A 26,978-nucleotide genomic window follows, 5' to 3' on the forward strand; every position below is an offset into this window, starting at 1 on the left:
CGTCACGCCGCCTTGAGGTATTTGTCCAGCTTCTTCGCCGCGCTGTCCTCGTCGATACGCTCGACGGCGGCCAGTTCGCGCACCAGGCGGTCCAGCGCGCTCTCGTAGATCTGGCGCTCGGAATAGCTCTGGTCCGGCTGGCCGGCATTGCGGTGCAGGTCGCGCACCACTTCCGCAATCGACACCGGATCGCCGGAATTGATCTTGGCTTCGTATTCCTGGGCGCGGCGGCTCCACATCGCGCGCTTGATGCGGGCGCGGCCCTTCAGCGTGTCCAGCGCGGTGCGCATCTTCTGCGGCGAGCTGAGCTTGCGGATACCCACCGAAGTCACCTTGGTGAGCGGGATGCGCACGGTCATCTTGTCGCGCTCGAACTCCACGACCATCAGGTCGAGTTCGAAGCCGGCAATCGACTGCTTTTCGATACGCAGAACCTTGCCCACGCCATGGGTGGGGTAAACAACATGATCACCGGCACTAAAATCCACTTTGACCTTCGCTGGGGGAGTTTTGGGTTGCACGATCTTGCTGGGCGCGGCGGGTTTGGGTTCCGGCGGCTTCACCGGCTGCGGGAGCGGCCGGGTGGGAGCTGCGGAAACCGCCATCGGCTTCACCGGGCCTTTCGGTGCCGGTTTAGCCGCCTCGACCTTGCCCGGCTTGGCCGGGGCCTTGGCGGCTTCCGGCTTGGCAGCGGCTTTCGCCGCCTCAGGCTTGGCCGCCTTGGGCGCGGCGGTGGCTGGTGCCTTCGGTGTTTCCGGTTTCGCTGCCTTGGCCGGGGCGACCGCCTTGGGGGCGGGCTTGGCCGGGCTGGCAGACTTTTTAGCAGCCGGCGCGGACGCCGGCTTCTTGGCCCCTGAGGTGGCGGCAGGCGGGGCGGCGGATTTCTTAGCTGCCGGGGCGGCCTTGACCGGGGCGGCGGGCGCCGGCTTCTTGGCGGCGGGGGCCGCAGCGGGCTTCTTCGCAGCCGGCTTGGCGGCGGCCTTCGCGGGGGCGGCCTTCACCGATGCAGGCTTCTTTGCCACGGCTGCCTTGGTTGGCGCTGCCTTGGTTGCCGCTGGTTTGACTGCCGGGGCGGCTGCAGCCTTCTTGTCCTTGGCTTTCTTCAAAGCTCCACCTCTTAAAACGGCCAGGCGCCCCGTCTGCCCCGGCTGGTCCGGGCGGAAACGCCGGCAGCCGGCGCCGGAAACATCGGCAACCAGTACACAGCGCGAACAGGGGCGGAAAACCCGGCACTTTTCAGTAGAATCCCTGAAAAGCGTTGTTATTCGGTTACAAATATACCACAGCCGGGCCCTATTTGACAGGACCCTTCACCAGGCAAGGGCGGAATCCCCGGATTTTACGGGTTGGCTGGGGGGAAGCAGGTATTCAGGGCCGGGCAGAGATTCGGGACCAGGGCGGGATCAGCCCGGATTGGGGTCCAGCATGGCCAGCTTGCCGGGCTTGCCCTTCCATTCGTCGGCATCGGCAGGCGCTTCACCCTTGCGGGTGATATTCGGCCATTTGGCGGCATAGTCGCGGTTGAGTTCCACCCATTCGGCGGCGCGGCCGTCGGAATCCGGGATAATCGCCTCGGCCGGGCATTCCGGCTCGCAGACACCGCAATCGATGCATTCGTCGGGATTGATCACCAGCATGTTGGCGCCGACATAGAAGCAGTCCACCGGACAGACTTCGACGCAGTCCATATACTTGCACTTGATGCAATTCTCGGTGACGACGTAGGTCATGCTGACGACATCCTCGGGGGCTGATACGCGGCCTGCCATATAGGGCTGGGGCCGGCGCGGGCAACCGGGTAGCACGACGGACCCGAGGGGTCAATCGCCGATCACCTGATATCTATTTGCGTCAGATTTCCTCATAGCTGGCCTGGGCCTCCGGCGCCGGGCCGCGGCGCAGGGGCAGGCTCAGCAGGCGCACCACCTTCACCCCGCCAGGCAATGGCAGGGTTAGCACGTCGCCGGCCCGCACCAGGTTGTGGGGTTTCTCGGCAACGCGGCCGTTGATACGGATGCGGCTCTTGCCGATCAGCGCCTGTGCCAGCGCGCGGGTCTTGCAGAACCGCGCGTGGTGCAACCACTTGTCCAGCCGCAAACTGTCCAATGCCTCGGGCATGGCGGCATCATACCGCCCGCCCCTTCTATCGTCATGCCCTGCCTCCGCAGGGCATGACGGGTTTTGTTGTGTGTTCAAGCCCGCGTGGTTTCCGCCAGCCAGCCGACCACGTCGCGCAGGGCCTCGATGCGGCTGAGGCCCTCCTGTCGCTTCTTCCGGTAGAGCGCCATCTGCTGCGCCGCGCTGGTGCCGCGCTGCAAGATTGTGCGGGCATGCTGCACTTCGGCCACGCAGTCGAGCGCCTCGGCATCTTCGGCGATCAGGCCGAGCAGGGCCTCGACCACATCGGCAAACGGCACGATCTGGCGGTTGTCAAAATCGATCTGGCCTTCCGCCGTGCCATAGCGTTGCGCCCGCCAGCGGTTCTCCTCGATCAGCAGCCTTGTGTGGTTCCGCCAGGTGCCGTTGATATCGGGGCGGCGGCGCAGCAGCCGCACCATGCAGCGATACAGAGCCGCGATGCACAGCGTGTCTTCGAGATGGGTGCAGGAATCCGCCACGCGCAATTCCAGCGTCGGGAAACGCAAGGATGGCCGGATCGCCCACCACACGTGGCTGGCATCCTCGATCACGCCGGCGGAGACCAGCGTGTCAATATAGCCCTGGTAGTCGGCCAGGTTGACGAAGAAATCCGGAATGCCGGTGCGCGGCAGTTCGTCATAGGCGGCGAGGCGATAGCCCATCAGCCCGGTGGGATACTTGGCCCAGAATGGCGACGAGGTACTGAGGCCCAGTAGCAGCGGCAGGAACGGCAGCATGCGGTTCATCACGTCAATGCGCACATGCGGGTCCTTGACCTCCACATGCACATGCAGGCCGCACAGCATGTTGCGCCGCGCCAGGAATTTCAGGTCATTGGCCAGCTTGTGATAGCGCGGCTTGTCGGTCGGCAACTGCTCCGACCACACCGCCAGCGGATGCGTGCCGGCGGCAAAAACTTGCATGTCGAATTCCGCCGCCGCCTCGGCCAGCGCGCGGCGATAGCGGCGCAAGGCCTGGCGGGCTTCTTCCAGCGAGGAACAGACCGGCGTGCCGACTTCGATCTGCGACTGCAGCAATTCCGGCGTCACCTGTTCGCCAAGCGCGCCGCGAAAGCGCCGGATCAGGGCGCGGGGCATGCGGGCGATGGTGTTTTTGCTGTCGGCCTCGGCGAGGAAATACTCTTCTTCGATGCCTAGCGTATAGGGCTCGTTCATGGCGGGCTCCTTCTAGTTCCATTGGTTGATGCGCAGCACTGAACGGCAATTGGGGCGGGAATGTGGCGAATCTGCTGGCAATTCGGGGCAATCAAACTGTAGAAATTGGAGAACAACTGGGGGGAGTAAGCATGCCGCAAGCAGTTTCGGCGGATAAATCGCGTGCGTTCGCGTTCCTGTGTCTGTGCGTCGCGTTCTTTCTGTCAGGCTTTGCTGCCCTGATCGATCAGATCGTGTGGCAGCGCATGCTCGGCCTGTTCGCCGGCTCCGACTCGGTCACGGCCGCGCTTGTTGTCGGTGCCTTCCTGCTCGGCCTCGGGCTTGGCAGCCTCGCCGCGGGTTTCGTCACCGACCGCTTCTCGATGCGCGCGGCATTGATCGGTTTCGTGCTGTGCGAAATCGGCATCGGCGTGTTTGCTTTGCTCAGCCGCGCCTTCCTCTATGATTTCGTGGTGCAGGTGATCGGCCCGTTGGTGCCGAACCGCTGGGGCATCTTCGCCGTCTGCTTCGGCGGCATTCTGATTCCCACCGTGCTGATGGGCGCCTCGCTGCCGCTGCTGGCGAAGGCGGCGATCACCAGCCTGGCCGATGCCGCGCCGCGCATCGGCTGGCTCTATGGCCTCAACACGCTGGGCGCCGGCCTCGGCGCGCTGCTCGGCGGCTGGTGGCTGATCGGCACGCTGGGCTACGAGAACAGCTTGCGTGTTGCTGCCGCCTTCAACATTGCCGCCGCCCTGATCGGCCTGATCCTGTGGCGCGGTGAGGGTGTGGCGGCACAGCCGAAGGCGGAAGCGCAGCCCAGCACCCCGCAGGCGACCACCGGCTTCAGCTTTATCACCTGGGCGGTGCTGGTATTCGTTTCCGGCTTCGCCATCGTGGCGCTGGAAATCCTCTGGGTGCGGGTTGCCGGCGTCATTGCGCAATACACCGCCTACAGCTTCGCCACCATTCTCGGCTCCTTCCTGCTCGCCGATGGCCTCGGCATGGTGATCGGCGCGCAATGGGTGCGGCGCCTGCGCGATACCCGCGCCGCCTTCTTCGCGGTGCAGGCGCTGGCCACGCTCTACGCGCTGGCCTCGATCTATGTCGTCTACTGGCTGGCCGGCGCCGATTGGTGGGAAAGCCTGCTGGCGGCGGAAACCACGCGGCATTACGGCCAGCCGCTGGCCGCCGCGCTGTTGGTCACCGTGCTGCTGGTGGCGCCGCCCTCGCTGCTGCTCGGCATTTCCTTCCCGCTGGCGCAGCAGGCAGTGCAGACCGACCTGAGCCAGCTTGGCTGGCGCGTCGCTGCCGTGCAGGTGGCGAATATCCTCGGCAATGCGGCCGGCTCGCTCGTCACCGGGCTTGCGGCCCTGCATTGGCTTGGCACTGCCGGCACGCTGAAGCTGATCGCGCTGCTGGCTGTTATCCTGCTGCTATTCTGGTGCCTCACGGCCTGGCGTGAACGCCAGCCGGAAGCCTGGCGCGGTGCCGGTGCCCTGGCCGCCGTGCTGATGGCCGTGGTGGTGCTGTTTCCGGCCAATGGCACGTTCTGGGCGCGGCTGCATCAGGCGGCAGAGGAGCATGAAATCCTGGTGGCGGAGGATCGCTCCGGCCTGGCGCTGTTCCGCCTGAACGACGATGGCGCCGCCTCGCCTTTCTTCATCCAGGGCTTCACCCAGTCGAAATGGCCCTTCATGGTCGAGCATGCCTTCCTCGGCGCGGTCGGGCCGCTGCTGCATCCCGATCCCAAGGATGTGCTGGTGATCGGCTCGGGCAGTGGCGGCACGCCGTTTGCCGCCGGGGTCAATCCCGCCACCGAGCGCGTGCGCGTGGTCGAACTGGTCGGCCCGGTCTTTCAGGTGCTGCGCGACTTCGCCGCCCGCGAACCGGATTCGGCGATTGCCAGCCTGCTCAAGGACCCGCGCTATGAATTCGTGGTCGGCGATGGCCGCCGCGCCATCTTCGCCACCGAGCGGCGCTACGATGTGATCCAGGCCGATGCGATCCTGCCGGAATCCTCCCATAGCGGCCTGCTCTATTCGCGCGAATTCATGGCCCTGGTGCTCGACGCGCTGGATGAGGACGGCATCTATGTGCAATGGGGACCGACGGCGCGCAGCGTCGCGACGTTTGCCGCCGTTTTTCCGCAGGTGGCGATGCTGCAGCCCTTCCCGGTGCTGATCGGCTCGCGTGTGCCGCTCACCCTGGATCATGACAGGCTCAGGGCGGTGTTCGGTTCGGAGGTGGCACGGCGTTATTTCGCCGCCGCCGGCATCGATACCGCCACCGCCGAGCGGCTGTTCCACGAAGCCGTGCTGCATGGCCCGGCCGTGCCAGCCGGCGCCACGCTGAATGCCGATCTGTTCCCGCGCGATGAGTATTACATCAACAACCGCCTCGGCGCCGCGACGGTGAAGCGCGGCTCGTAGCTGTAACTGCCTCGCACTAGCCGGAAGCGGAAGGCTGCGCTAGCTTATACGCATGCCTGACCGTCAACGTACCCTGCTGCTCACCGGCGCCAGCCGCGGCATCGGCCATGCCACCGTCAAGCGCTTCAGCGCTGCCGGCTGGAAGGTCCTTACCGTGTCGCGCCAGCCGTTTTCCGAACATTGCCCCTGGGAGGGCGGTGCCGAAAGCCATGTGCAGATGGATCTGGCGGATATTGCCAAGCTGCCCGCCGCCATCGAGGAACTGCGTGCCCGCTTGCCCGGCGGCAAGCTCGATGCCCTGGTGAACAACGCGGCGATCTCGCCGAAAGGTCCGGGCGGCGCGCGGCTGGGGGTGCTCGATACCGACCTCACCACCCTGCAGCATGTCTATAATGTGAACCTGTTCTCGGTGATGCTGCTGGCGCGCGGCTTTTTCGAGGAACTCAAGGCAGCGCAGGGTTCCATCGTCAATGTCACCTCCATCGCCGGCAGCCGCGTGCATCCCTTCGCCGGCATGGCCTATGCCACCTCGAAGGCGGCGCTGGCGGCGCTGACCCGCGAGATGGCCTCCGATTTCGGCCCCCATGGCGTGCGCGTCAACGCCATCGCCCCGGGTGAGATCGATACCTCGATCCTGTCGCCGGGCACCGACGAAATCGTGCGTCGCGAAATCCCGATGCACCGCCTCGGCAAGCCGGAAGAGGTTGCGTCCACGATCTACTTCCTGTGCACGCCGACCTCGTCCTATGTGAATGGTGCTGAAATTCACATCAACGGTGGGCAGCACGTTTAATTTTACATTCGGCCCTTGTTATCGCCGCCACCCTCCGCTAGCTTTTTGCACAGCGGACTCGCGTAATATAACGCGTAAGCCCGCTGCTGTGCGGAAATCCCCCCACCGAGCGGAAAATGGCGCTGACCGGTAAACGTATCCTGCTGATCATTTCGGGTGGCATCGCCGCCTACAAGGCGCTGGACCTGATCCGCCGCCTGCGCGAGCGCGGCGCTGCCGTGCGCTGCGTGCTCAGCCGTTCGGCGCCGCAATTCGTCACCCCGCTTTCGGTTTCAGCCCTTTCCGGCGACAAGGTCTATGGCGAGATTTTCTCGCTCACCGACGAAGCCGAAATGGGCCATATCCAGCTTTCCCGCGATGCCGACCTGCTGGTGGTGGCGCCGGCCAGCGCCGACATCCTGGCGCGCATGGCCAATGGCCTGGCCGATGACCTTGCCGCCACCGTGCTGCTGGCCACCGACAAGCCGGTGCTGGTGGCGCCAGCGATGAATGTGCGGATGTGGCTGCATCCGGCCACCCAGCGCAATGTCGCCCGCCTCAAGGCCGATGGCGTCGGCTTCATTGGGCCGAATGACGGCGAGATGGCCTGCAACGAATACGGCCCCGGCCGCATGAGCGAGCCGACCGAGATCGCCGATGCGGTGGAGGCCCATTTCAATCAGGCCAAGCCGCTCTCGGGCCGCAAGATCATTGTCACCTCGGGCCCGACCCACGAACCCATCGACCCGGTGCGCTATATCGCCAACCGCTCGTCGGGCAAGCAGGGCCATGCCATCGCTGCATCGCTGGCGAAAGCCGGCGCCGAGGTGGTGCTGGTGACGGGGCCGGTGAACCTGCCCGATCCGCCGGGCGTTAAGACAATCCATGTGGAAGCAGCGCGCGACATGTTCTCCGCCTGCTTCCTCAACCTGCCCGCCGATGCCGCGATCTTCGCCGCCGCCGTGGCCGATTGGCGCGTCGCGGTGGAAGCCGACCAGAAGATGAAGAAGCAGGGCGAATTGGCCCCGACCCTGCAGCTTGCCGAGAACCCGGACATCCTGCGCGCCATCGCCACCACCGATGCCAAGCGCCGGCCCAACCTGGTGATCGGCTTCGCCGCCGAAACCGAGAAGGTGGTGGAGTATGCCCGCGCCAAGCTGAAGAAGAAGGGCTGCGACTGGATCCTCGCCAACGATGCCAGCCCGGCGCAAGGCGTGTTCGGCGGCGATGAAAACACCATTCACCTGGTGACGCCGGATGCGGTGGAGGATTGGCCGCGCATGAGCAAGCAGGCTGTGGCCGATCAGCTTACCCAGCGCATTGCCGCGCATTTCAATGGAAAAGCCCAATGAGTGAAGTAACCGTCGCCGTCCGTCATCTGCCGCATGGCGCCGATCTGCCGCTGCCGGCCTATGCCACGCCGGATTCCGCCGGCCTCGACCTGCTGGCCGCGATTCCCGAGCCGATCGTGCTGCAGCCCGGCGAGCGTCGCCTAGTGCCGACCGGGCTGGCCATCGCACTGCCGCCGGGTTTTGAAGCACAGGTGCGGCCGCGTTCCGGCCTGGCGCTGAAGCATGGCGTCACCGTACTGAATTCGCCCGGCACCATCGATGCCGATTACCGCGGCGAGATCGGCGTGGTGCTGATCAATCACGGCCAGGCGCCGTTCACCATCAACCGGGGCGAACGCATCGCCCAGATGATCGTTGCCGCCTATGCCCGCGTCGCGTGGCAGGCGGTGGAGGATCTGGATGCCACGCAGCGCGGCGCCGGCGGCTTCGGCTCGACCGGCGTGAAGGCGGCTGGCGTGAAAGTCGCAGGAGGCTAAAGCGATGTTGAAGTGTACGCGGCGCACCATGCATGCGCTGGAAGCAGTAGTTGATATTGCCTTTCATGCGCGGCCCGAGCCGGTGCAGTCAAAGGATATCGCCGCGCGCCAGGGCGTGCCGCAGCGCTATCTGGAGCAGGTGATGCAGCATCTGGTGCGCAATGGCGTGCTGAAAGGCGTGCGCGGCCCGCGCGGCGGCTACACCCTGGCGCGCGAACGCCGCCGCATCACGGTCGGTGAGGTTGTGCGCATCGTTTCCGAACTGGATGCCGAGGGCGAGGAGGATGCCGTGGCCGGCTCCGAGCTTGGCCGCCGCACCGTGCAGCCGATCTGGGAGGAATGCCAGGCGGTGATCATGGAGCGCATCGACCGCATCACGCTCGAGGATCTGTGCAACCGCGCCCAGACCCAGGGCATTGACGCCCCGCTCGAGGGCGCAGACAATTTCGCCATCTGACCCAGCACAACAATAAGGCCGGGAAGCCCCATGTCAGCACCTTCCGTTTCCAATCCGCCGCGCGGCCGTATTTACAACTCGATTGTCGAGACCATCGGCGCAACGCCGCTGGTGCGGATCAATCGTCTGGCGGAGGAAGCTGGCGCCAAGGCGACGATCCTGGCCAAGCTGGAATTCTTCAACCCGCTGGCTTCCGTGAAGGACCGCATCGGCATCGCCATGATCGAGGCGCTGGAGGCCCAGGGCAAGCTGAAGCCCGGCACCACCATCGTCGAGCCGACCTCGGGCAATACCGGCATTGCGCTGGCCTTCGTCGCCGCCGCCAAGGGCTATCGCCTGATCCTGGTGATGCCGGAAAGCATGTCGCTGGAGCGGCGCAAGATGCTCAAGTATCTCGGCGCCGAGATCGAACTGACGCCGCCGGGCCAGGGCATGCGTGGCGCCGTGGCGCGCGCTGAGGAATTGCTCAAGGAAATTCCCAATGCGGTGATGCCGCAGCAATTCGACAACCCGGCGAACCCGGCGATCCACCGCGCCACCACGGCGGAAGAAATCTGGACCGACACGGCCGGCGCCGTGGATGCGGTGATTTCCGGCGTCGGCACCGGCGGCACGATCAGTGGTATCGGTTCGGTGCTGAAACAGCGCAAGCCCGGTCTGCGCATGGTGGCGGTGGAGCCCGAGGACAGCCCGGTGATTTCCGGCGGTCGGCCGGGGCCGCACAAGATCCAGGGCATCGGCGCTGGTTTCATCCCGGGCAACCTGGATACCAAGCTGATCGATGAAATCATCACCATCGGCAATGAGACTGCCTTCGAGACCGCGCGCCGCATGGCCAAGCTGGAAGGCATTCCGGGCGGCATCTCCTCGGGTGCGGCGATGGCTGCCGCGCTGGAAGTGGCAACACGGCCCGACATGGCAGGCAAGACCGTGGTGGCGATCATCCCGTCCTTTGCCGAACGCTATCTCTCCACAGCCTTGTTCGACGGCTTGTAACATGGCGGGGTTCTCGCGGGACGAACTGGAGCGCTATGCGCGCCACATCATCCTGCCGGAACTGGGCGGTGCCGGGCAGCAGGCGCTGAAACGCGCGCGCGTGCTGATCGTCGGCGCCGGTGGGCTCGGTTCGCCGCTGGCGCTGTATCTCGCCGCCGCTGGCATCGGCACGCTCGGCATCGTCGACGACGATCATGTCAGTTTAAGCAACCTGCAACGCCAGGTGATGCATGTCACCAGCCGTATCGGCCAGCTCAAGACTGAAAGTGCTGCTGTGGCGATTGCCGATCTCAACCCGCATGTGCGGGTGATCGAGCATAACCTGCGGCTGGATGAGTCGAATGCGGCGGATGTGCTGCGCGGCTATGATGTCGTTGCCGATGGCAGCGACAATTTCTCGACGCGCTTTCTGATCAGCGATCTCTGCCATCAACTCGGCAAGACCCTGGTGACGGCGGCGATCCTGCGTTTCGATGGCCAGCTCAGCGTGTTCAAGTCGCATCTGGGCGCGCCGCATCCCTGTTACCGCTGCGTTTTTCCCGCGCCGCCGCCGCCGGGCAGCGTGCCGGCCTGCGCCGAGGCCGGGGTGCTCGGCGCGCTCGGCGGCGTGATGGGCAGCCTGCAGGCGCTGGAAGTGATCAAGGAAATCGCCGGCATCGGCGACAGCCTGTCCGGCAGGTTACTGTTATATGACGCACTGCGCGGCGACATGCGCACGGTGAAGCTGAAGCGTGATCCGGCCTGTCCGACCTGCGGCCAGGCTCACGCTACTCAGTCTCATGGGGCGGCCCCCTGAGTCAGGATATCGGCGCCGCAGGCACCTGGCCCGCGCTCTCCGATTCGCGGCTACGGCTGCTGCTGCGCTGCTGGGCCGGCTGGCGTATCGGCCTGGCGCCGCCGCCGCGCGCCGCCGTCAATCCCGCCGAGATCAAGCCTTGCCTGCCGGATTTGTGGATCTTCCGTATTACAGATAGTGGCGACGATATGGTTTGCACCTTGGCGGGCGAGGGTCTGCGCGAAGCCTGGGGTTTTTCCATCATCGGCAGCCGGCCGGTCGATCTCTGGGGGCAGCAGAGCGGCGGCATCGCGCGCGACCGCCTGCTGCTGGCGGCGCGCATGCCGGCGGTGATTCATGGCCGCACCGACATCACGCCCCGCAGCGGTCCGGCCAAACTGGCGCAGCGCCTGATGTTGCCGCTGGCGGATGATGCCGGCGCACCTTATGGTGTTATGGGCATGACGTTATTCGCATATGATCGCCATCTCGACCAGGATCTGCCGGTGGCCCTGCCGCTGCATACCTCGGCCTATCCTTGCGCATCGTTGCCAGCCGGATTGCCGCCGGCATGAATGCCATCAATTCCATACCAGTGCCGCCGCATCCGCCGCTGATGCCGGCAGATGTCTGGCCGGCTCTGGCCGATCCGCGCCATCGTCGCCTGCTGCGCCATTGGGCCGAGGGGCGTGGATCAAGCCTGATGGCGCCGCGTACAGCAATCGATCCGGCGGCTTTGCGCGACTGCTTGCATTTCATGTGGATAAACCGCTGGGATGTGACGCGGCAGGACTTCATCTGCACGCTGGCGGGTGAAGGCGTGATCGATGCGTGGGGCGTGAATATCATCGGCCGCACTGCCACCGAGGTGATGGGGCCGGAACTTGGCCTGCGGCTGAATCTGCGCTATCGCGCGGCACTCGGTATCCCGGCAGTGCAGTTCGGCCACCGTATCATCGTGCCGCCGGATGTGACGCAGAAGCAGTCGACGCGGCTGGTGCTGCCCTTGAGCGATGATACCGGCGCACCCTATGGCGTGCTTGGCCTCACGCTCTATGACTATGCCCTGCCCGAGCATGGCGGCCCGGAAGTGGCGCCAGGGCAGGAGATGGAACTCTATGCCTGCGCCGGCTTGCCGCGCACATTGCCGCCGGGATAGCCGATGCCATCGGATGTCTCCCTGCTGCCGAGCGTGCCGCCACATTCGCCCCTTATGCCGGAAGGCGTCTGGCCCAGCCTCACCGATCCGCGCCACCGCCGCTTCGTGCAGCATTGGGCCGAGCAGCGCGCTGCCAATCAGGACGGCTGGGGCTTGATGGCGCCGCGCAGTGCTATTGATCCGATGGTGTTGCGTGCCTGCCTGCCGCATCTCTGGATCTACCGCTGGGATCCTGCCCGGCAGGATTTCATCTGCACCCTGGCCGGCGAAGCGGTGAACCAGGCCTGGGGTTTCAGCATTATCGGCCGCACCACCTATGAAGTGATGGGCGCCGAGAACGGCCCGCTGGTGCGGGCGCGCTACCTCGCCGTGCTGGGTATTCCGGCGATCCAGTGCAGCCGCAAGCCGATCGAACCGCATGATGGCATTCACAAGCGCTCGACGCGCATCATTCTGCCGCTCTGCGATGGCGAGGGCGCGCCCTATGGCGTGCTCGGCATGACGCTTTATGATTACGATCCCTACCGCGAAGCCGACAAGCCGGTGCAGACCATGCCGGAAGTGGAATTGTATGGCTGTGCCGGTTTGCCGCGCACGCCGCCCGAATAACACAGCAGAGCCGATAGCATGAGCGATGCCATCCAGATTGCCCGCGAGCGTTTCCGCGTGCTGCATGACAGCGGCTGCTTCGTGATTCCCAATCCCTGGGATATCGGCTCGGCGATGATGTTGCAGGGCCTGGGCTATGAAGCATTGGCCACCACCTCGGCGGGCTTCGCTTTTTCACGCGGCCTGCCCGATACCGATTGGGCGGTGCCGCGCGATGCCATGCTCGGCCATATAGCCGAACTGGTGCGCGCCACGAAACTGCCGGTGAATGCCGATTACGAATCCGGCTATGCCCATGAGCCGGCCGGCGTGGCGGAAAGCGTGCAGCTTTGCGCCGCCACCGGCGTTGCCGGCCTTTCCATCGAGGACAATACCGGCGATCCGGCAGCGCCGCTTTATGATTTCGATCTCGCCGTGGCGCGCATCCGTGCTGCCGTTGCGGCGCTGAAAGGCAGCGGCGTGCTGCTCACCGCGCGCTGCGAGGCGGCTTTGGTGAAGCATCCGGAAGCCGACCGCGAGATCGACCGCCGGCTGGTGGCTTTCGCCGAGGCCGGTGCCGATGTGCTCTATGCGCCAGGTCTGCGCGATCCGGCGCGCATCCGCCAGCTGGTGCAGATGGTGGCGCCGAAACCGGTCAACCTGCTGGTTTCCTCGTCTATCGGTCTGAGCGTTGCGGAAATCGCCGCCCTCGGCGTGCGCCGCATCTCGGTCGGCTCGGCCTTCGCGCGTGCCGCCTGGGGTGGCTTTCTCAAAGCCGCGCGCCAGGTGGCGAATGACGGCAGTTTCGCGGCCCTCGCCGAAGCCGAACCCTTCGATGCCCTGAACCGGTTTTTCCGCGATGCTGATCGGTGAGGACTGGGTATTGCAGCCGGCGGAAAGCGCCGGCATGGACGGGGCTGTCCTCGCCGGCTTGAAGCCGCACTTCACCGCCTGGCGCGAGGCCAACCTGCATGCGGCGCTGATCCTGCGCCACGGCAAGCTGGTGCTGGAGGAATATTTCACCGGTGACGACACCCATTGGTCGCAGCCTTTGCCGCAGACAGTGTTCAACCCTGCCACGCGGCATGACATGCGCTCGGTGTCGAAAAGCGTCACTTCGCTGCTGTTCGGCATCGCCGTTGATCGCGGCTGGATCAAGAGCCTGGATCAGCCGGTCTTCGCCCTGTTCCCCGAACATGCCGCGCTCGCCGATGCCGCCAAGGACCGCATAACGTTGCGCCATGTCCTCACCATGTCGGCGGGCTTCGCCTGGGATGAAAACATCCCCTACAGCGATCCGGCGAACAGTGAGCGCAAGCTGATCGTGGCGCCGGACCGGGTGCGCCATGTGCTGGAGCAGCCGATGGCCCGGCCCGCTGGCGCTACCTACAACTATAATGGTGGCCTCACCTTGCTGCTGGCCGCCATCGTCGAGCGCCTTTCCGGCCAGGGCATTGATGGCTTCGCCCAGCAGGCCCTGTTCGATCCGCTCGGCATCCGGGCGGCGGGTGTGGAGTGGAACCGCTATCCCGATGGCGCCGCCAACCCGGTTTCCGGCCTCAGGCTGCGGCCGCGCGACATGGCCCGGATCGGCCAGATGGTGCTGGACCGGGGTGTCTGGCAGGGCAGGGCGGTGGTCTCGCCGGGCTGGATCTCGGAATCCCTCGAGCCCCAGGTGAACGGCGCCGGTCTCTTCTTCTATGGCTTCCAATGGTGGCTCGGCCGCTCGCTGGTGAACCGGCGCGAGATCCGCTGGGCGGCAGCCTTCGGCCATGGCGGCCAGCGCATCTTTATTGCCCCCGAACTCGGTATCGTGGTGGTGGTCACCGCCGGCCTCTATGGCGACCCGGTCTTGATGAATGTGGTCGGCGAGGTGGTGTTGCGCCGCTACGCGCTGGCGGCGGCGCGGGGCTAGTGCCCCATTATCTCGTCATGCCCGGGCCTGACCCGGGCATCTTCTCCAAAATGGTATGAGATGCCCGAGTCAGGCCCGGGCATGACGACCTGCCAATATGTTCGCTCTCTGTTTCTCACGAAGCACCCCTATCATAGCCTCAGTGTGGGGCTGTGGCAGATTGTCGCAGTTTCTGCGCAGCGGAGGCCCCTTTTAAGGCCCGGATTCGTGACACGGGAATCCGCACCAGCCGGCATTCGCATCATAAAACCATAATCTTATGAGCCCTTTGTTTTGACACTTAAGAATAATTCTTAATATGGCGCTGCGATGAGGCCGGCTTGACGGGGAGGGGGGCGGTTTCTATGGTGCGCGCGCTTTCCACGGCCCTGTCGCCGGGAATCGCGCCCGAGGATGCTGTGCCGATGGCCGAGACCGACCGACCAGAGCGTAAGAAAGACGAGCATGCCGACCTGGCCCGGCTCAGCTCCGCCTTGAGCGAAGCCGAGCAGCGGAAGGAAGGCGAGGCTCGCCGGCTGGCCGAACGCGAGGCGGCAGCCACCGGGTCGCGCCGCTCTCTGGGGCGGGCCTGGTCGCTGGCGATCGAGATGGTGGCGGCGGTCGGGGTATCGGTATTCATCGGCTGGTGGGTTGACCGCTGGCTGCAGTCAACGCCTTTCGGCGTCGTCGGCTTTGCCCTGCTGGGCGTCGCCACCGCGATGTGGACCGCGATCCGCACCGGCATGGCGATGAACCGGGAAGCCGAATCCGAAGGCGGTAAAGAGAAGGGGAAGTGAACGTGGCCACCAGCCCGCTCGACCAGTTCAAGGTGAAGTGCATCGCGCTGTGCGGCGATGCCGGACAGCTCCAGGCGGTGTCGTTCACCAATGCCTCGCTGTTCATGGTGCTGGCGGTTGCCGCCGCCACCCTGCTGATGGTCTATGGCATGCGCCAGCGCAGCCTGGTGCCGGGCCGGCTGCAAAGCGTCGCCGAACTTTCCTATGAATTCGTCGCCAACATGGTGCGCGACAATGTCGGCTCCAACGGCCGCCAGTATTTCCCGTTCATCTTCACGCTCTTCATGTTCGTGCTGATGTGCAACATGCTTGGCATGGTGCCCTACAGCTTCACCGTCACCAGCCACATCATTGTCACCTTCATCATGGCGATGGTGGTGTTCCTTGGCGTGACCGTGATCGCCATTGCCCGCAACGGCATCCACTTCTTCACCCACTTCATGCCGGCCGGCGTGCCGATGTGGCTGGCGCCGATCATCGTGCCGATCGAGATCATCTCGTATCTCTCGCGCCCGATCTCGCTCAGCCTGCGTCTCTGCGCCAACATGCTGGCGGGCCACACCACGCTGAAGGTGTTCGCCGGCTTCATCGTCTCCATGGTCGGCATGGGTGGCGTCGCCTCGGTCTCCGGCCTGCTGCCGCTGATCATGGTGATCGCGCTCACCGCGCTGGAATTCCTGATCGCCTTCCTGCAGGCCTATGTCTTCGCGATCCTGACCTGCCTGTACCTGAGCGAAGCCGTCAACATGGAACACCACTAAGTCCGGTATTCCTTCTCTTCACGAAACCAACAGTAAAACACCAACCTTGAAAGGATGAGTAACATGGATCTCGCTGCTGCTAAGATGATCGGCGCCGGCATTGCTGCTATCGGCATGGGCGGTGCGGCGATCGGCGTGGGTCTGATCTTCGCGAACTTCCTCAACGGCGCGCTGCGCAATCCGGGCGCTGCCCCGAAGCTGTTCGGCAACCTGATGCTGGGCTTCGCCGTGACCGAAGCGCTCGGCATCTTCGCGCTGCTGATCGCCCTGCTGATCCTGTTCGTCTGAGCCGGTAAATGCCTCAGCTCGACGTCAGCACCTTCCTGCCGCAGATCGTATGGCTGGCGATTAGCTTCGTCCTGCTCTACGTGCTGATGGCCAAGGTGGCGCTGCCGCGTGTCGCCGAAGTCATGGACGAGCGCAAGCGTCGCCTCGACCATGACCTCGAGGAAGCGGCGCGGTTGAAGCGCGAGACCGAGTCGGCGATCGCGGAATACGAGGCGGCGCTGTCGGCTGCCCGCGCCAAGGCGCAGGCCATCGGCGGCGAGGTGCGCGCCAGGCTGTCGGCTGATGCCGCGGCCGAACGCGCCCGCGTCGAAGCTGATATCGCTGAGCGCACCAAGGCGGCGGAAGCCAGCATCACGGCCAAGAAGGACGCGGCGCTGGCCTCGATCTCGACTGTGGCCGGCGAGGCTGCGCGCGATATCGTCGCCAAGCTTACCGGCGCCGCGCGGTAACGGAGGGAACCATGTTGCAAGATTCCAGTTTCTGGGTCCTGGTTGCCTTCGTCATCTTCTTCGGCTTCCTGTTCTATCTGAAAGTGCCTGCCCAGTTGGGCAAGACGCTGGATGAGCGGGCCGAGAAGATCAAGCGCGAGCTGGAAGAGGCGGAGAAGCTGCACCGCGAGGCGCAGCATCTGTTCGCCGAATACCAGCGCAAGCAGCGCAACGCGCTGAAGGAAGCCGAGGAGATCGTGGCGGCGGCGGAAGCCGAAGCCAAGCGCATCGCCGAGGCCGCCAAGGCCGATCTGGCCGCCAGCCTGGAGCGCCGTCGCGTCCAGGCCGAGCAGAAGATCGCCCAGGCCGAGGCGCTGGCATTGCGCGAAGTGCGCGATGCTGCTGTCGATCAGGCGATCGCGGCTGCCACCGGCCTGCTGCGTGAGCAGCTTCAGGGCCCGGCCGCCACGGCTCAGACCGAGCGCGCCATCGCCGAGGTCAAGGCCAAGCTGCACTAAATCGGTTCTCAACCGGATACGGAAAGGCCGCCTGAGAAGGCGGCCTTTTTCGTTGTGGAAGTCTCAATGCAGACTTTGTCACCCTCGCGGAAGCGAGGGTCCCATTTTTGTGTGAGTGAAATGGGATGCCGGCTTTCGCCGGCATAACAATACAAACCGGCGTGACGACGTGTTGGGCTGGCCGCCCGCCCTCAATCATTCACGCGGCAGAAGCAACGGTAGAGGCGGATGATGCGGGCATCCATGGCACTGATGCGGATGGCCCAGTGTTCGCCCTCGGCGATCACCCAGTCGCGCTCGCTTTCCTCCACGTTGGAGCCGCGCAGCTTGATATCGGCGGCATAGCGCGCGAAGGCATCGAGCACGGCGGATTTGTATTCGTCGGTCACATCCTCGAGATACATCACCGTGAAGCCCAGCGTCTCGAGTTCGGATTGCAGGTCGTCGGGCGACAGCAGCACCGGCTTCACCGGCTCGCGCTCCATCCACACTTCGTAGACACGGCTGCCCTCCGGCCCGGTGAGCAGGAAATCGGTGAACATCAGTTGTCCGCCGGGCTTCATGGCGGTGCGCAGCTTGGCCAGCAGCAGGCGCTTGTCCTGCACACCCATCAGGCCTTCCTTGGACAGCACCGCATCCAGGCTGCGACGCTTGAATTGCACATCGTCGAGCAGAGCATGCTTGATATTGGTGCGCTGCTTGATGCCTTCCTTGCGCGCCAGTGCCAGGGCAGCTTCGCTCAAGGCCTCGTCGGGTTCATAGGCATCAACCCAGATGCCTTCGCGCGCCAGCAGCCGGGTCATGCCGCCCATGCCGCAGCCAAGTTCGGTGACCGACATATTGGGATTAAGCGCGAGCGGCGCGGTCAGGGCCCGGATCAGGGCTTCGCCGCCGGGCTGATGCAGGCCTTCGCCAAAGAGAAGCTGCACGATCTGCTGCCGGCGCGGCGACCAGGTGGCGATATCGGGTTCATTGCTGGGCTTCGGCGGTTCAGGCTCTGCCGGTGCCTCGGCGGCGCTGTGGAAATCCTCGACCTTGGGGCCGAACTCTTGCTCGCCATGCCACCAGGCACGCAGGCGGTCGCGCCACCCCGGCTTTCCCTGTTCATCGTCGTGCATGGCTTAAGCCAATCCGATTGCCCCCGGCCTTAACGGCTTAAGCCACTGTGGCTGGGCGTTCAGCCTAGCGCAAGCGTGATTTAGCTGCGTGCAAGCAGGATGTGGGCTCAGCCCTTAAGCAGGGTCTCGACGATGCGCTGCACCGCGAAAGCCTCGTCGGCAGTGGCGAGCGGGAAGTCGCTTTCCGTCTCATTCCGTGCCAGGCGGCCGAGCTTCTCAAGCTGGCGCCGCAGCACCAGCGGTCGCGCCTTCTCGTTCGGCATCGCGCCTGGTGCCGGCTGCCAATTGCCGGCGGCATCAAGGCGCTCGGCCTCGGCCCAGTCGCGGATGCGAATGCTGCCATGCGCAGCGGTAACCGTGAAGAGGTTGTGGTCCGGCTTCGGAGTCTCGCCAACCTTACCGTGCAGGCTGAGCGGCAACGCGCCGGCGGTGAGGGCGGCGGCAACACCGCGTTCGGAACGATCTGCTTCCGGATAGGCGATGCTGTGGCCGGGATGCAGCAGCAACGGGCCGCCAAGCCTGGAGGCCAGGAACAGGAAATGCGACACCACTTCGCGCACGAAGCCGCCCTGCGCGCGGCGGTCGAGCCAGTTCACGGCGTCCATCTGCCAGGGGCGCGGCCAATGGGCGAAGCCAACTTCGATGTCGAGCTTCTGCACCACGCCGAGATCGCCTTCGTTGAGCCAGGCGCGGAGCTGTTCGACACCGAGCGAGGAAGCGAAGGGGAAATTCACCGCGATGCGTTTTGCCTTGGCGCCGTTGCGCGCCAGGAAGCTTTCGGCTTCGGCGACATCGACGGCGAAGGGCTTTTCGCAGAAAACACTGAGGCCGGCATCAAGGGCGGCCTGGGCATAGCCGAGATGGCTGGCCGGCGGCGAGGCGATGTAGAGTACATCGGCATTGCCGAGCAAGGCGTCGGCGGAAGCCGCACGCGGCACGTGCGGCAGGTCGCGCGCCAGACGTGCCATGGCATCGGCCGAGGGATCCCACAAGCCGGTGACGGTGACGAAATCGGATGCGTGATCAAGGGCGGCGCGCAGCAGGCGCTCGCCCATGATGCCGTAGCCGACGATGGCGAGCCGGTAGGGAACGCTCATCGCCGGGTCTTCGGCTTTAGCGGCGGGAAGCGATGCGCTCGGGCAGCAAGTCGCGCACGCGGCGGCGCGCTTCCAGCTCGCGGATACGCGCGGATTGCGCCGTGGTGATCAGGCGCGGTGCCGGCGGATTGGCCCACACCGTCACCGGATCTGTCAGCAGGCTGTCGGCCAACTGCTTCATCTCGGCGGGCATGGTGGTGGCGAACACGATGGTCTGGCGCTCGCTCGGCGCCGCCTCGAAGATCGCCTTCAGCTCGGCGGTGAGGCCGAGATCGAGCATGCGGTCGGCTTCGTCCAGCACCAGGATCTCAAGCTTGTTGAGTTCGAGCTGGCCGGCATTGATCAGTTCCACCACGCGGCCCGGCGTGCCGATCACGATGTCGATGCCGCGCGCCAGCGCCTGCGCCTGCGCAGCCTTGCCCGGGCCTTCATACACGGTGGCCTGGCTGAGACGCACGAAGCGACCATAGGCGCGGAAGCTCTCATGGATATGGGTAACGCGCTCGCGCGCCGGCGTCAGCACCAGGGCACGCGCCTTGCGCGCGCCGGCCGGGTGACGGTCGATGGACAAGTGCTGCAGGATCGGCAGGGTGAACGCCACAGTCTTGCCGGCGCCGGCCTCCGCCTGGCCAAGCAGATCACGGCCCTGCAGCAGGTGCGGGATGGCCTTGGCCTGGATCGCCGTCGGCGCAAGGTGCTTTTCAGCCGCCAGGGCGCGCTGGATGGGTTCTACCAGATCGAGTTGCGAGAAAGAGGCGTTCAACATCGTCAACAATTCTGTAGTTACAGGATCATCCATCTTGCCGGGCGAAAAACCCACCCCCACCGCGAAACCGAAGAGTCGCGGGATGGAAAGCGGAGTTTGGTGCGGAAACTTCCCGGCGGGACGTCACGAACTCGGGGATAGTAGCCACCACTCCGGCTTTTGCAAGTGCGAAAACTTGGGTGTGACATTTTGGCTACACGCCCTAGGTATCGCCCCTCTTAGATAAGGATAAAATATTGAAATGCAAGAGATTATTTTTCTGCGCGAATCTTAGGCAGCCGCTTTTCCAGGCGGAACCAGGGGTGATTATCCACAGTGGAGGCAGTTAACAATGCCCCTCTCGCGGGGGTTATGGCGGGACTCGGCAAGTATTTGATTTTATTGAACGGGGACTCGGAGGCTGGAAATCCCTGGCACCGTGGCGAAAACCCGGCCCGTGGCCCTATCGGCCCTTGCAAATGCGCACCAGGGCCGTTACAACGCGCCCCTCTATCGGGCGTTCCGGCTAATAGGGCTGCCGTGTCCGCCTAGAATGTCATTCTTCCTTATCGGAGGTTATCGCAAAATGCCCAAGATGAAGACCAAGAGCGGGGCGAAGAAGCGTTTCAAGCTTACCGCCACCGGCAAGGTGAAGCGTGCCCAGGCGGGCAAGCGTCACGGCATGATCAAGCGCACCAACAAGCAGATTCGCGACCACCGCGGCACCGAACTGGTGTTCGAGGGTGATGCGCGCAAGATCCGCAAATACTGGCTAGCCGGTTAAGGAGGCGCTGAAATGTCCCGTGTAAAGCGCGGCGTTGCCGCTCATGCCAAGCATAAGAAGATCATCAAGGCCGCCAAGGGCTATCGTGGCCGTGGCAGCACCGCATTCCGCGTGGCGATCGAGAAGGTCGAACATGCGATGCGCTATGCCTATCGCGACCGTCGCGCCCGCAAGCGCGATTTCCGCGCGCTGTGGATCCAGCGCATCAACGCGGCGGTGCGTGAGCATGGTTTGACCTATGGCCGATTTATCAACGGCCTCAAGCTCGCCGGCATCGAAGTGGACCGCAAGGTTCTCGCCGATCTCGCCGTGACGCAGCCTGAGGCTTTCACCGCCCTGGTGGAGCAGGCCAAGGCCGCTCTGCCGAAGGCGGCCTGAGCCGGCCACCCGTCCTTAAGCACCAACGCTTAGCGTCAAGGGGCCGTTTCCCAACGGCCCCTTTTTTGCGTTTTCATCCGAGGTGATGGCATGACCGATATTGCAAGCCTGGCAAGCGCCGCCGAGCGCGCCGTGGCCGAGGCGACGGCGCTGGATGCGCTGGAGCAAGCGCGCATCGATGCGCTGGGCAAGAAGGGCTGGCTCTCTGCCGCGCTCAAGGAACTGGGCGGCCTGGCCCCGGACGAGCGCAAGGCGCGCGCAGCGCAGCTCAACACCGTGAAGGACAGCCTCACCAATGCGATCGAGGCGCGGCGCGGCGTGCTGCAGGATGCCGCGATCAACGCGCGCCTTGCGGCGGAAAAGCTCGACATGACCTTGCCGCTCAACGAGGGCGCCGAGTCTCAGGGCCGCATCCATCCGATCAGTCAGGTGATCGACGAGATCACCGAGATCTTCGCCGGCATGGGCTTCACCATTGCCGAAGGCCCGGATATCGAGGATGGCTTCCACAATTTCACCGCGCTGAACATGCCGCCGGCGCATCCGGCGCGGCAGATGCAGGATACCTTCTACCTGCCGAACGCGGCCCATGCCGACGAGATCGTGCTGCGTACCCATACCTCGCCGGTGCAGATCCGCACCATGCGCGGCGGGCCGCCGCCTTACCGCATCGCCGTGCCGGGCCGCACCTACCGCAGCGACTACGACATGACGCATACCCCGATGTTCCATCAGATCGAGGGGCTGGTGATCGACCGCACCACCCATATGGGCCATCTCAAGGGCGTGCTGGTGGAATTCTGCAAGGCCTTCTTCGAGACCGACAATGTGAAGATGCGCTTCCGCCCGAGCTATTTCCCGTTCGTGGAACCGGGCGCGGAAGTGGACATCAATTGCAGCCGCAAGGGCGGCGAGCTGCGCGTCGGCGAGGGCGATGACTGGCTGGAAATCCTCGGCTGCGGCATGGTGCATCGCAAGGTGCTGGAGCATTGCGGCCTCGATCCCAATGAATGGCAGGGCTTCGCCTGGGGCATGGGCATCGACCGCATCGCGATGCTGAAATACGGCATCCCCGACCTGCGCGCCTTCTTTGATTCCGATTTGCGCTGGCTGAAGCATTACGGCTTCGTGCCGCTGGATGTGCCGACGCTCGGCCAGGGGATTGCCCGATGAAGTTCACCCTTTCCTGGCTCAAGGATCATCTCGACACCACGGCCAGCCTCGATCAGATCGCCACCACGCTCACCGCGCTCGGCCTCGAGGTCGAGGGCATCACTGATCCGGCGGCCGTGTATAAGCCGTTCGTAATCGCCCGCGTGGTGAAGGCGGAACAGCATCCCAATGCCGACAAGCTGCGCGTCTGCACCGTCGATTACGGCGGCCCCGAGACCATGCAGGTAGTCTGCGGCGCGCCGAACGCGCGCGCCGGCCTGATCGGCGTGTTTGCCCCCGTCGGTTCCACGGTGCCGGGTATCGACCTGCTGCTGAAAGCCGCCACCATCCGGGGCGTGGCCTCGAACGGCATGCTCTGCTCGGAACGTGAGATGGGCCTTTCGGATGATCATGAAGGCATCATCGACCTGCCGGCCGACACGCCGGTCGGCACGCCCTTCGCGGCGGTTGCCGGCCTTGATGATCCGGTGATCGAAATCAAGCTGACGCCCAATCGCGGCGACTGCCTCGGCGTGCGTGGTATTGCCCGTGATCTTGCCGCAGCCGGTCTCGGCAGCCTGAAGCCGCTGAACACCGCCAAGGTGCCCGGCGGCTTCGAGAGCCCGATAAAGGTGACGCGCGACCTGCCGGCGGATGCCCAGGATGCCTGCGCCATGTTTGTCGGCCGCCTGATCCGCAAGGTGAAGAACGGCCCGTCGCCGGCCTGGCTGCAACGCCGCCTCAAGGCCATCGGCCTGCGGCCGATCTCGGCCCTGGTCGATGTCACCAACTACATCACCTACGATCTTGGCCGACCGCTGCATGTATTCGATGCCGACAAGGTTCAAGGAAATATCGTGGCTCGTCTCGCACGGCCCGGCGAGAAGATCCTGGCGCTGGATGGCAAGGAATACACGCTGGACGAAACGATGACGGTGATCGCCGATGGCGCCGGTGCCGAAGGCATAGGCGGCGTGATGGGCGGCGAGCATTCTGGCTGCACGCCCGAAACCGTGAACGTGTTCCTCGAATGCGCCTGGTTCGACCAGGAGCGCACCGCCAAGACCGGCCGCAAACTCGGCATTCATTCCGATGCGCGCCACCGCTTCGAGCGCGGCGTCGATCCGGCCTTCCTGCATGATGGCGCCGAAATCGCCACCCGCATGATCCTCGATCTCTGCGGCGGCGAGCCGTCGGAGATCGTCGTCGCAGGCAGCGAACCGGCCTGGCAGAAGCGCGTTGCCTTGCGTCCCTCGCGTCTGCTCGGCCTGGTCGGCTTCGACCTGCCGAAGCCGCGTCAGATCGAATTGCTGACCAAGCTCGGCTTCACCGCCAAGGATGAAGGCGAACTGATCCAGGTGGATGTACCGTCCTGGCGCCCGGATGTGGATGGCGAGGCCGACTTGGTGGAGGAAATCGCCCGGCTGGAGGGTTTCGACCACATCCCGTCAACGCCATTGCCGCCGCTGCGCGCCGTGCCACTGCCGGCGGTGAACGCGTCGCAGCGCCGCTCGCGCCAAGTGAAGCGGGCGCTGGCCGCGCGCGGCCTGATCGAGGCCGTCACCTATTCCTTCATCAAGCGCGAGGAAGCCCGCCTGTTCGGCGGCGGCAGCGATGCCCTGGCGCTGATCAACCCGATCAGTGCCGATATGGATGCGATGCGTCCCTCGGTGCTGCCGGGCCTGATCAACGCCGCCAAGCGCAACATGGATCGCGGCTTCAATGATCTGGCGCTGTTCGAGGTCGGGCCGCAATTCAACGACCCGACACCCACGGGCCAGGATTGGGTCGCCACCGGCATCCGCCGTGGCCAGACCGGCGCGCGCCATTGGCGCGAGGCACCGCGTGCCGTCGATGCCTATGACGCCAAGGCCGATGCCATCGCCGCGCTGGCCGGTGCCGGCCTGCCGGTGGAAAGTCTGCAGATCATGGATGGTGCGCCGGACTGGTATCATCCTGGCCGCTCCGGCACGCTGCGGCTCGGGCCGAAGGTGATCCTGGCGGCATTCGGCGAACTGCATCCGCGCGTGCTCAAGGCACTGGATGCGCGCGGGCCGCTGGTTGGCTTCGAGGTTTATCTCGACCGCCTGCCGGCCAGCCGCTCGAAGGGTGGCCGTTCGAAGCCGGCGCTGAAGCTTTCGGAATTCCCGGCGGTGGAACGCGATTTCGCCTTCATCGTCGGCGCCGGTGTGGCGGCTGAAACGCTGATCAAGGCGGTGAAGGGTGCCGAGAAGGCGCTGATCGCGCGCGTCTCGGTGTTCGACGTGTTCGCCGGCAGCGGTATCGAGCCGGGCAAGAAATCGGTGGCGCTTTCGGTGCGGCTGGAGCCGCGCGAACGCACCCTCACCGATGCCGAGATCGAAGCCGTGGGCCAGAAGATTGTCGCCGCCGCTGCCAAGGCCTGCAACGCCGTGCTGCGGGGGTAACAGACGGTAAATCGTCATGCCCGCCGAGGCCCTTCGGGCCTGTGCGCCCACGAACGCCGTATGGCGTTCGCGCGCTTACAGTGACCCGGGCATCTTCCGCAACTGGCATGAGATGCCCGCATCAAGTGCGGGCATGACGATTAGATGGTACTGTTCCTACACACCAGGAAGATCGAGCGGCAGCCATCGGTGAAGTCGCGCCGTTCCGGCTGCCAGCCATGGGCGCAGAGATGCGCCTCCAGCGCCTCGACGCTGTAGCCCTTGTAGCCGATCTCCCATTTATGGGTATGCCAGTCATGCGGATCGGTTGCCGGGAAGGGCTTCAGGCCGCGCAGCTTGCGGAAGAAGCTGCGCCGCCGCGCGGTGTAGCGGTTCCAGTAGAATTGCAGGCCGATCTGGGTGCCTTCATAGGGCACGGAGAGCACCAGCCACGGAATCTTCGTCGCCGCGAGATTGTTCAGCACCGCGCCGGTATCGGCCCAGGGAATATGCTCCAGGGTTTCGCAGCAGAGCAGGACATCGGCATCGGCTGGCAGGTCGCCGGCGCCGACCTGGCGAATATCGGCGGTGATGTGGCGCTCAACCCCGATGCCGGCACCGCGCGCCTCGATATCCACGGTGGTGACGCGATAGCCGGCGGTGGCGAGTAGGGCGCTTACGACGCCGAGATGCGGCCCGATCTCGACCACATGGCGGACGGCCAAGTCGCGCATCAGATGCACCTGCAGCCACTGATGCGTGATGCGCTTCTCGGTGTAGTAGTTGTGCCAGCCCTCCGGGAGCTTGGCTTCCTCGCTCTGCTCGCCCAACGACTTTCCCCTAACCGGTAACGAAAAACGGCGGCCAGTTCCCTGGCCGCCGTCATTCAACACGTCTCTGGCGCCTGCCTCAATAGGGCTTCACGCCCGGGATCAGCTTGCGCACAAAATTCGGCAGGGCAAAGGCGCCCGTGGCGATATCCGGGTTGTAGTAGCGCAGGCCCTTGAGGCCGGCCTTCTTGAAGCGCGCCGCCACGGTCTTGGCCGGGGTCTTGGTGATGTCCTGGTCGGAGGCCCAGGTCAGCGACATGAAGCCGCAGACATAGGTCGGCACCACGGCGAGATACGAGCCGGACTGCTTCCAGATCTTCTGGAACAGCTTCACGGCGTCGGTCAGTTCCGGGCCCTGCATGTGCGGCACGCCGTTCTGGGCGACGAGGATCGCACCCGGCTTCATCACGCGCTTGCAGTTCTTGTAGAACTCGCCGCTGAACAGCACCGTCGCCGGGCCCACCGGGTCCGGACGGTCGACGATGATCAGGTCGTAGCGTTCCTCGGTCTCGCGCACCCAAGCGGCGCCGTCGCCGACGATCAGGTTGGTGCGTTTGTCCTGGAAGGCCTTGCCGCAGATCGACGACAGGTACTTCTTCGACACGTCGATCACCACATCGTCGATCTCGACCATGGTGGCGCGGCGCACGGACTTGTGCTTCAGCACTTCTTCCAGAATGCCGCCGTCGCCGCCGCCGATGATCAGCACGTCGCGCACCTTGCCATGCGCCAGCATCGGCAGGTGGGTCAGCATCTCGTGGTAGACGAACTCATCACCCTCGGTGCACTGCACCACGCCGTCGAGGCCGAGGATGCGGCCATAACGGGCGGATTCGAACACCGTCACCTTCTGGTACTTCGACTTGCCCTCGAAGAGGACCTTCTTGATCTCGTGGCTCTGCCGGAAGCCGGTGTAGAGCGTTTCGTTAAACCACTTGGTCACAGAATCAGACCCCGCTTCATTTCGGTGCACTGGATGGTGTCGGGCAGGAAGGCGCGGCGCAGCACCGGGATCGCCTTCGCCGGCTGGCAATCGCCGCAGACGAACACGTCGAGCGCGGCATAGCCCTTTTCCGGCCAGGAATGGATCGACATGTGGCTCTCGGCCAGCACGGCCACGCCGGAGATGCCGCCATTCGGCTCGAAGTGATGCAGGTCGATGTTCAGCAGCGTCGCGCCGATGGCTTCGACAGCCTCGGTCAGGGTCTGCTTCACCAGCGCCAGGTTGTCGAGATGCTTGCCGCCCCAGAGGTCGATGATCAGGTGCTGACCGGCATAGCGCATGCCGTCCTTGTTGATGAAGTGCTCTTCCTCTTGCGCGGCCTCGGGCTGCGCGGGCACTTCGTACAGGGCCGGCTTGGCGGCAGTGGTCTTGCTCATTCAGGTCTCTCCACCATCAAATGAATCGGAACGCTCCGACGGCAGAAAGACTGTTGGGAAAGCCCCGTGGTACCGCTAAAGATCCGCAACCGGACCGGCGGCC

31 protein-coding genes are annotated in these 26,978 nt (G+C 64.9%); 21 read left to right on the plus strand and 10 right to left on the minus strand.

Features of this window, described 5'->3' with window-relative positions:
• Positions 1–2: 2 nt before the first annotated feature.
• The 4 genes from V6B08_RS21930 to V6B08_RS05220 form a co-directional block, all read right to left on the minus strand.
• On the minus strand, positions 3–488 hold the full coding sequence (locus V6B08_RS21930; protein ID WP_430399033.1) for a CarD family transcriptional regulator: 486 nt from the start codon (positions 486–488) through the stop codon (positions 3–5).
• A 915-nt stretch (positions 489–1,403) separates the two neighbouring features.
• Positions 1,404–1,730, minus strand: coding sequence for a ferredoxin FdxA (fdxA, locus tag V6B08_RS05210; protein ID WP_341978667.1), 327 nt, complete (start codon positions 1,728–1,730; stop codon positions 1,404–1,406).
• A gap of 121 nt (positions 1,731–1,851) precedes the next feature.
• Positions 1,852–2,118: an RNA-binding S4 domain-containing protein gene (locus tag V6B08_RS05215; RefSeq protein WP_341978668.1), complete on the minus strand. Its 267-nt coding sequence runs from the start codon at positions 2,116–2,118 to the stop codon at positions 1,852–1,854.
• 74 nt (positions 2,119–2,192) lie between these two features.
• The gene (locus V6B08_RS05220; RefSeq protein WP_341978669.1) at positions 2,193–3,314 is read right to left on the minus strand and encodes a carboxylate-amine ligase; all 1,122 of its coding nucleotides are present in this window, start codon (positions 3,312–3,314) and stop codon (positions 2,193–2,195) included.
• A 131-nt stretch (positions 3,315–3,445) separates the two neighbouring features.
• On the opposite strand from V6B08_RS05220, the gene V6B08_RS05225 reads away from it, so the two are divergent.
• From V6B08_RS05225 to V6B08_RS05305, 17 genes are all read left to right on the plus strand, one after another.
• Positions 3,446–5,725, plus strand: a complete 2,280-nt coding sequence (locus V6B08_RS05225; RefSeq protein WP_341978670.1) for a spermidine synthase — start codon at positions 3,446–3,448, stop codon at positions 5,723–5,725.
• A gap of 52 nt (positions 5,726–5,777) precedes the next feature.
• Positions 5,778–6,518, plus strand: coding sequence for an SDR family NAD(P)-dependent oxidoreductase (locus V6B08_RS05230; protein ID WP_341978671.1), 741 nt, complete (start codon positions 5,778–5,780; stop codon positions 6,516–6,518).
• Positions 6,519–6,634: 116 nt separating this feature from the next.
• The gene (gene coaBC / locus V6B08_RS05235; RefSeq protein WP_341978672.1) at positions 6,635–7,849 is read left to right on the plus strand and encodes a bifunctional phosphopantothenoylcysteine decarboxylase/phosphopantothenate--cysteine ligase CoaBC; all 1,215 of its coding nucleotides are present in this window, start codon (positions 6,635–6,637) and stop codon (positions 7,847–7,849) included.
• Positions 7,846–8,325, plus strand: coding sequence for a dUTP diphosphatase (gene dut / locus V6B08_RS05240; protein WP_341978673.1), 480 nt, complete (start codon positions 7,846–7,848; stop codon positions 8,323–8,325). Before coaBC ends, dut begins: the two co-directional genes overlap by 4 nt.
• Before the next feature lie 4 nt (positions 8,326–8,329).
• Positions 8,330–8,782, plus strand: a complete 453-nt coding sequence (locus tag V6B08_RS05245) for an RrF2 family transcriptional regulator (protein ID WP_341978674.1) — start codon at positions 8,330–8,332, stop codon at positions 8,780–8,782.
• A gap of 30 nt (positions 8,783–8,812) precedes the next feature.
• Positions 8,813–9,778 (plus strand): cysteine synthase A, encoded by a 966-nt coding sequence (cysK, locus tag V6B08_RS05250; RefSeq protein ID WP_341978675.1) that lies wholly within the window; start codon positions 8,813–8,815, stop codon positions 9,776–9,778.
• 1 nt (position 9,779) lies between these two features.
• Entirely contained in the window at positions 9,780–10,574 is a 795-nt protein-coding gene (locus V6B08_RS05255) for a HesA/MoeB/ThiF family protein (protein WP_341978676.1), read from the plus strand.
• Positions 10,575–10,636: 62 nt separating this feature from the next.
• The gene (locus V6B08_RS05260; protein WP_341981590.1) at positions 10,637–11,128 is read left to right on the plus strand and encodes a PAS domain-containing protein; all 492 of its coding nucleotides are present in this window, start codon (positions 10,637–10,639) and stop codon (positions 11,126–11,128) included.
• A complete protein-coding gene (locus V6B08_RS05265; RefSeq protein WP_341978677.1) occupies positions 11,125–11,712 on the plus strand; it encodes a PAS domain-containing protein in 588 nt (195 codons plus the stop codon). The genes V6B08_RS05260 and V6B08_RS05265 overlap by 4 nt, the downstream gene beginning before the upstream one ends.
• Before the next feature lie 3 nt (positions 11,713–11,715).
• Complete coding sequence (locus V6B08_RS05270) at positions 11,716–12,321, plus strand: PAS domain-containing protein (RefSeq protein WP_341978678.1); 606 nt, start codon at positions 11,716–11,718, stop codon at positions 12,319–12,321.
• Between the two features lie 18 nt (positions 12,322–12,339).
• Positions 12,340–13,173 (plus strand): isocitrate lyase/PEP mutase family protein, encoded by an 834-nt coding sequence (locus V6B08_RS05275; protein WP_341978679.1) that lies wholly within the window; start codon positions 12,340–12,342, stop codon positions 13,171–13,173.
• Positions 13,160–14,215, plus strand: a complete 1,056-nt coding sequence (locus tag V6B08_RS05280) for a serine hydrolase domain-containing protein (RefSeq protein WP_341978680.1) — start codon at positions 13,160–13,162, stop codon at positions 14,213–14,215. The genes V6B08_RS05275 and V6B08_RS05280 overlap by 14 nt, the downstream gene beginning before the upstream one ends.
• Before the next feature lie 320 nt (positions 14,216–14,535).
• Positions 14,536–14,991 (plus strand): AtpZ/AtpI family protein, encoded by a 456-nt coding sequence (locus V6B08_RS05285; protein WP_341978681.1) that lies wholly within the window; start codon positions 14,536–14,538, stop codon positions 14,989–14,991.
• A 2-nt stretch (positions 14,992–14,993) separates the two neighbouring features.
• On the plus strand, positions 14,994–15,752 hold the full coding sequence (locus tag V6B08_RS05290) for a F0F1 ATP synthase subunit A (protein ID WP_341981592.1): 759 nt from the start codon (positions 14,994–14,996) through the stop codon (positions 15,750–15,752).
• Positions 15,753–15,815: 63 nt separating this feature from the next.
• Positions 15,816–16,040, plus strand: coding sequence for a F0F1 ATP synthase subunit C (locus V6B08_RS05295; RefSeq protein WP_341978682.1), 225 nt, complete (start codon positions 15,816–15,818; stop codon positions 16,038–16,040).
• Between the two features lie 8 nt (positions 16,041–16,048).
• Positions 16,049–16,489, plus strand: a complete 441-nt coding sequence (locus V6B08_RS05300) for a F0F1 ATP synthase subunit B family protein (RefSeq protein ID WP_341978683.1) — start codon at positions 16,049–16,051, stop codon at positions 16,487–16,489.
• A gap of 11 nt (positions 16,490–16,500) precedes the next feature.
• Positions 16,501–16,986 carry a F0F1 ATP synthase subunit B family protein gene (locus tag V6B08_RS05305; RefSeq protein WP_341978684.1) on the plus strand — a complete coding sequence of 162 codons (486 nt, stop codon included), beginning with the start codon at positions 16,501–16,503 and terminating at the stop codon, positions 16,984–16,986.
• 191 nt (positions 16,987–17,177) lie between these two features.
• Here V6B08_RS05305 and V6B08_RS05310 read toward each other — a convergent pair whose 3' ends face one another.
• From V6B08_RS05310 to V6B08_RS05320, 3 genes are all read right to left on the minus strand, one after another.
• The gene (locus tag V6B08_RS05310) at positions 17,178–18,104 is read right to left on the minus strand and encodes a class I SAM-dependent methyltransferase (RefSeq protein ID WP_341978685.1); all 927 of its coding nucleotides are present in this window, start codon (positions 18,102–18,104) and stop codon (positions 17,178–17,180) included.
• Positions 18,105–18,211: 107 nt separating this feature from the next.
• The gene (locus V6B08_RS05315) at positions 18,212–19,201 is read right to left on the minus strand and encodes a Gfo/Idh/MocA family protein (RefSeq protein WP_341978686.1); all 990 of its coding nucleotides are present in this window, start codon (positions 19,199–19,201) and stop codon (positions 18,212–18,214) included.
• A gap of 16 nt (positions 19,202–19,217) precedes the next feature.
• Positions 19,218–19,967 carry a DEAD/DEAH box helicase gene (locus V6B08_RS05320; RefSeq protein ID WP_341978687.1) on the minus strand — a complete coding sequence of 250 codons (750 nt, stop codon included), beginning with the start codon at positions 19,965–19,967 and terminating at the stop codon, positions 19,218–19,220.
• Between the two features lie 565 nt (positions 19,968–20,532).
• Here V6B08_RS05320 and rpmI point away from each other — a divergent pair.
• The 4 genes from rpmI to pheT all read left to right on the plus strand — a co-directional run bounded on the left by rpmI (position 20,533) and on the right by pheT (position 24,686).
• Complete coding sequence (gene rpmI / locus V6B08_RS05325; RefSeq protein ID WP_341978688.1) at positions 20,533–20,730, plus strand: 50S ribosomal protein L35; 198 nt, start codon at positions 20,533–20,535, stop codon at positions 20,728–20,730.
• 12 nt (positions 20,731–20,742) lie between these two features.
• Positions 20,743–21,108 (plus strand): 50S ribosomal protein L20, encoded by a 366-nt coding sequence (gene rplT / locus V6B08_RS05330; RefSeq protein ID WP_341978689.1) that lies wholly within the window; start codon positions 20,743–20,745, stop codon positions 21,106–21,108.
• A gap of 90 nt (positions 21,109–21,198) precedes the next feature.
• Entirely contained in the window at positions 21,199–22,281 is a 1,083-nt protein-coding gene (gene pheS, locus V6B08_RS05335) for a phenylalanine--tRNA ligase subunit alpha (protein ID WP_341978690.1), read from the plus strand.
• Positions 22,278–24,686, plus strand: a complete 2,409-nt coding sequence (gene pheT, locus V6B08_RS05340) for a phenylalanine--tRNA ligase subunit beta (RefSeq protein WP_341978691.1) — start codon at positions 22,278–22,280, stop codon at positions 24,684–24,686. Before pheS ends, pheT begins: the two co-directional genes overlap by 4 nt.
• A gap of 140 nt (positions 24,687–24,826) precedes the next feature.
• On the opposite strand, the gene V6B08_RS05345 is transcribed toward pheT, so the two are convergent.
• The 3 genes from V6B08_RS05345 to speD all read right to left on the minus strand — a co-directional run bounded on the left by V6B08_RS05345 (position 24,827) and on the right by speD (position 26,875).
• Positions 24,827–25,495: a class I SAM-dependent methyltransferase gene (locus V6B08_RS05345; protein WP_341978692.1), complete on the minus strand. Its 669-nt coding sequence runs from the start codon at positions 25,493–25,495 to the stop codon at positions 24,827–24,829.
• A gap of 79 nt (positions 25,496–25,574) precedes the next feature.
• Complete coding sequence (gene speE, locus V6B08_RS05350; protein WP_341978693.1) at positions 25,575–26,438, minus strand: polyamine aminopropyltransferase; 864 nt, start codon at positions 26,436–26,438, stop codon at positions 25,575–25,577.
• The gene (speD, locus tag V6B08_RS05355) at positions 26,435–26,875 is read right to left on the minus strand and encodes an adenosylmethionine decarboxylase (RefSeq protein WP_341978694.1); all 441 of its coding nucleotides are present in this window, start codon (positions 26,873–26,875) and stop codon (positions 26,435–26,437) included. Before speD ends, speE begins: the two co-directional genes overlap by 4 nt.
• Positions 26,876–26,978: the final 103 nt, after the last annotated feature.

Source organism: Ferrovibrio sp. MS7, from assembly GCF_038404985.1.
GTDB lineage: Bacteria > Pseudomonadota > Alphaproteobacteria > Ferrovibrionales > Ferrovibrionaceae > Ferrovibrio > Ferrovibrio plantarum.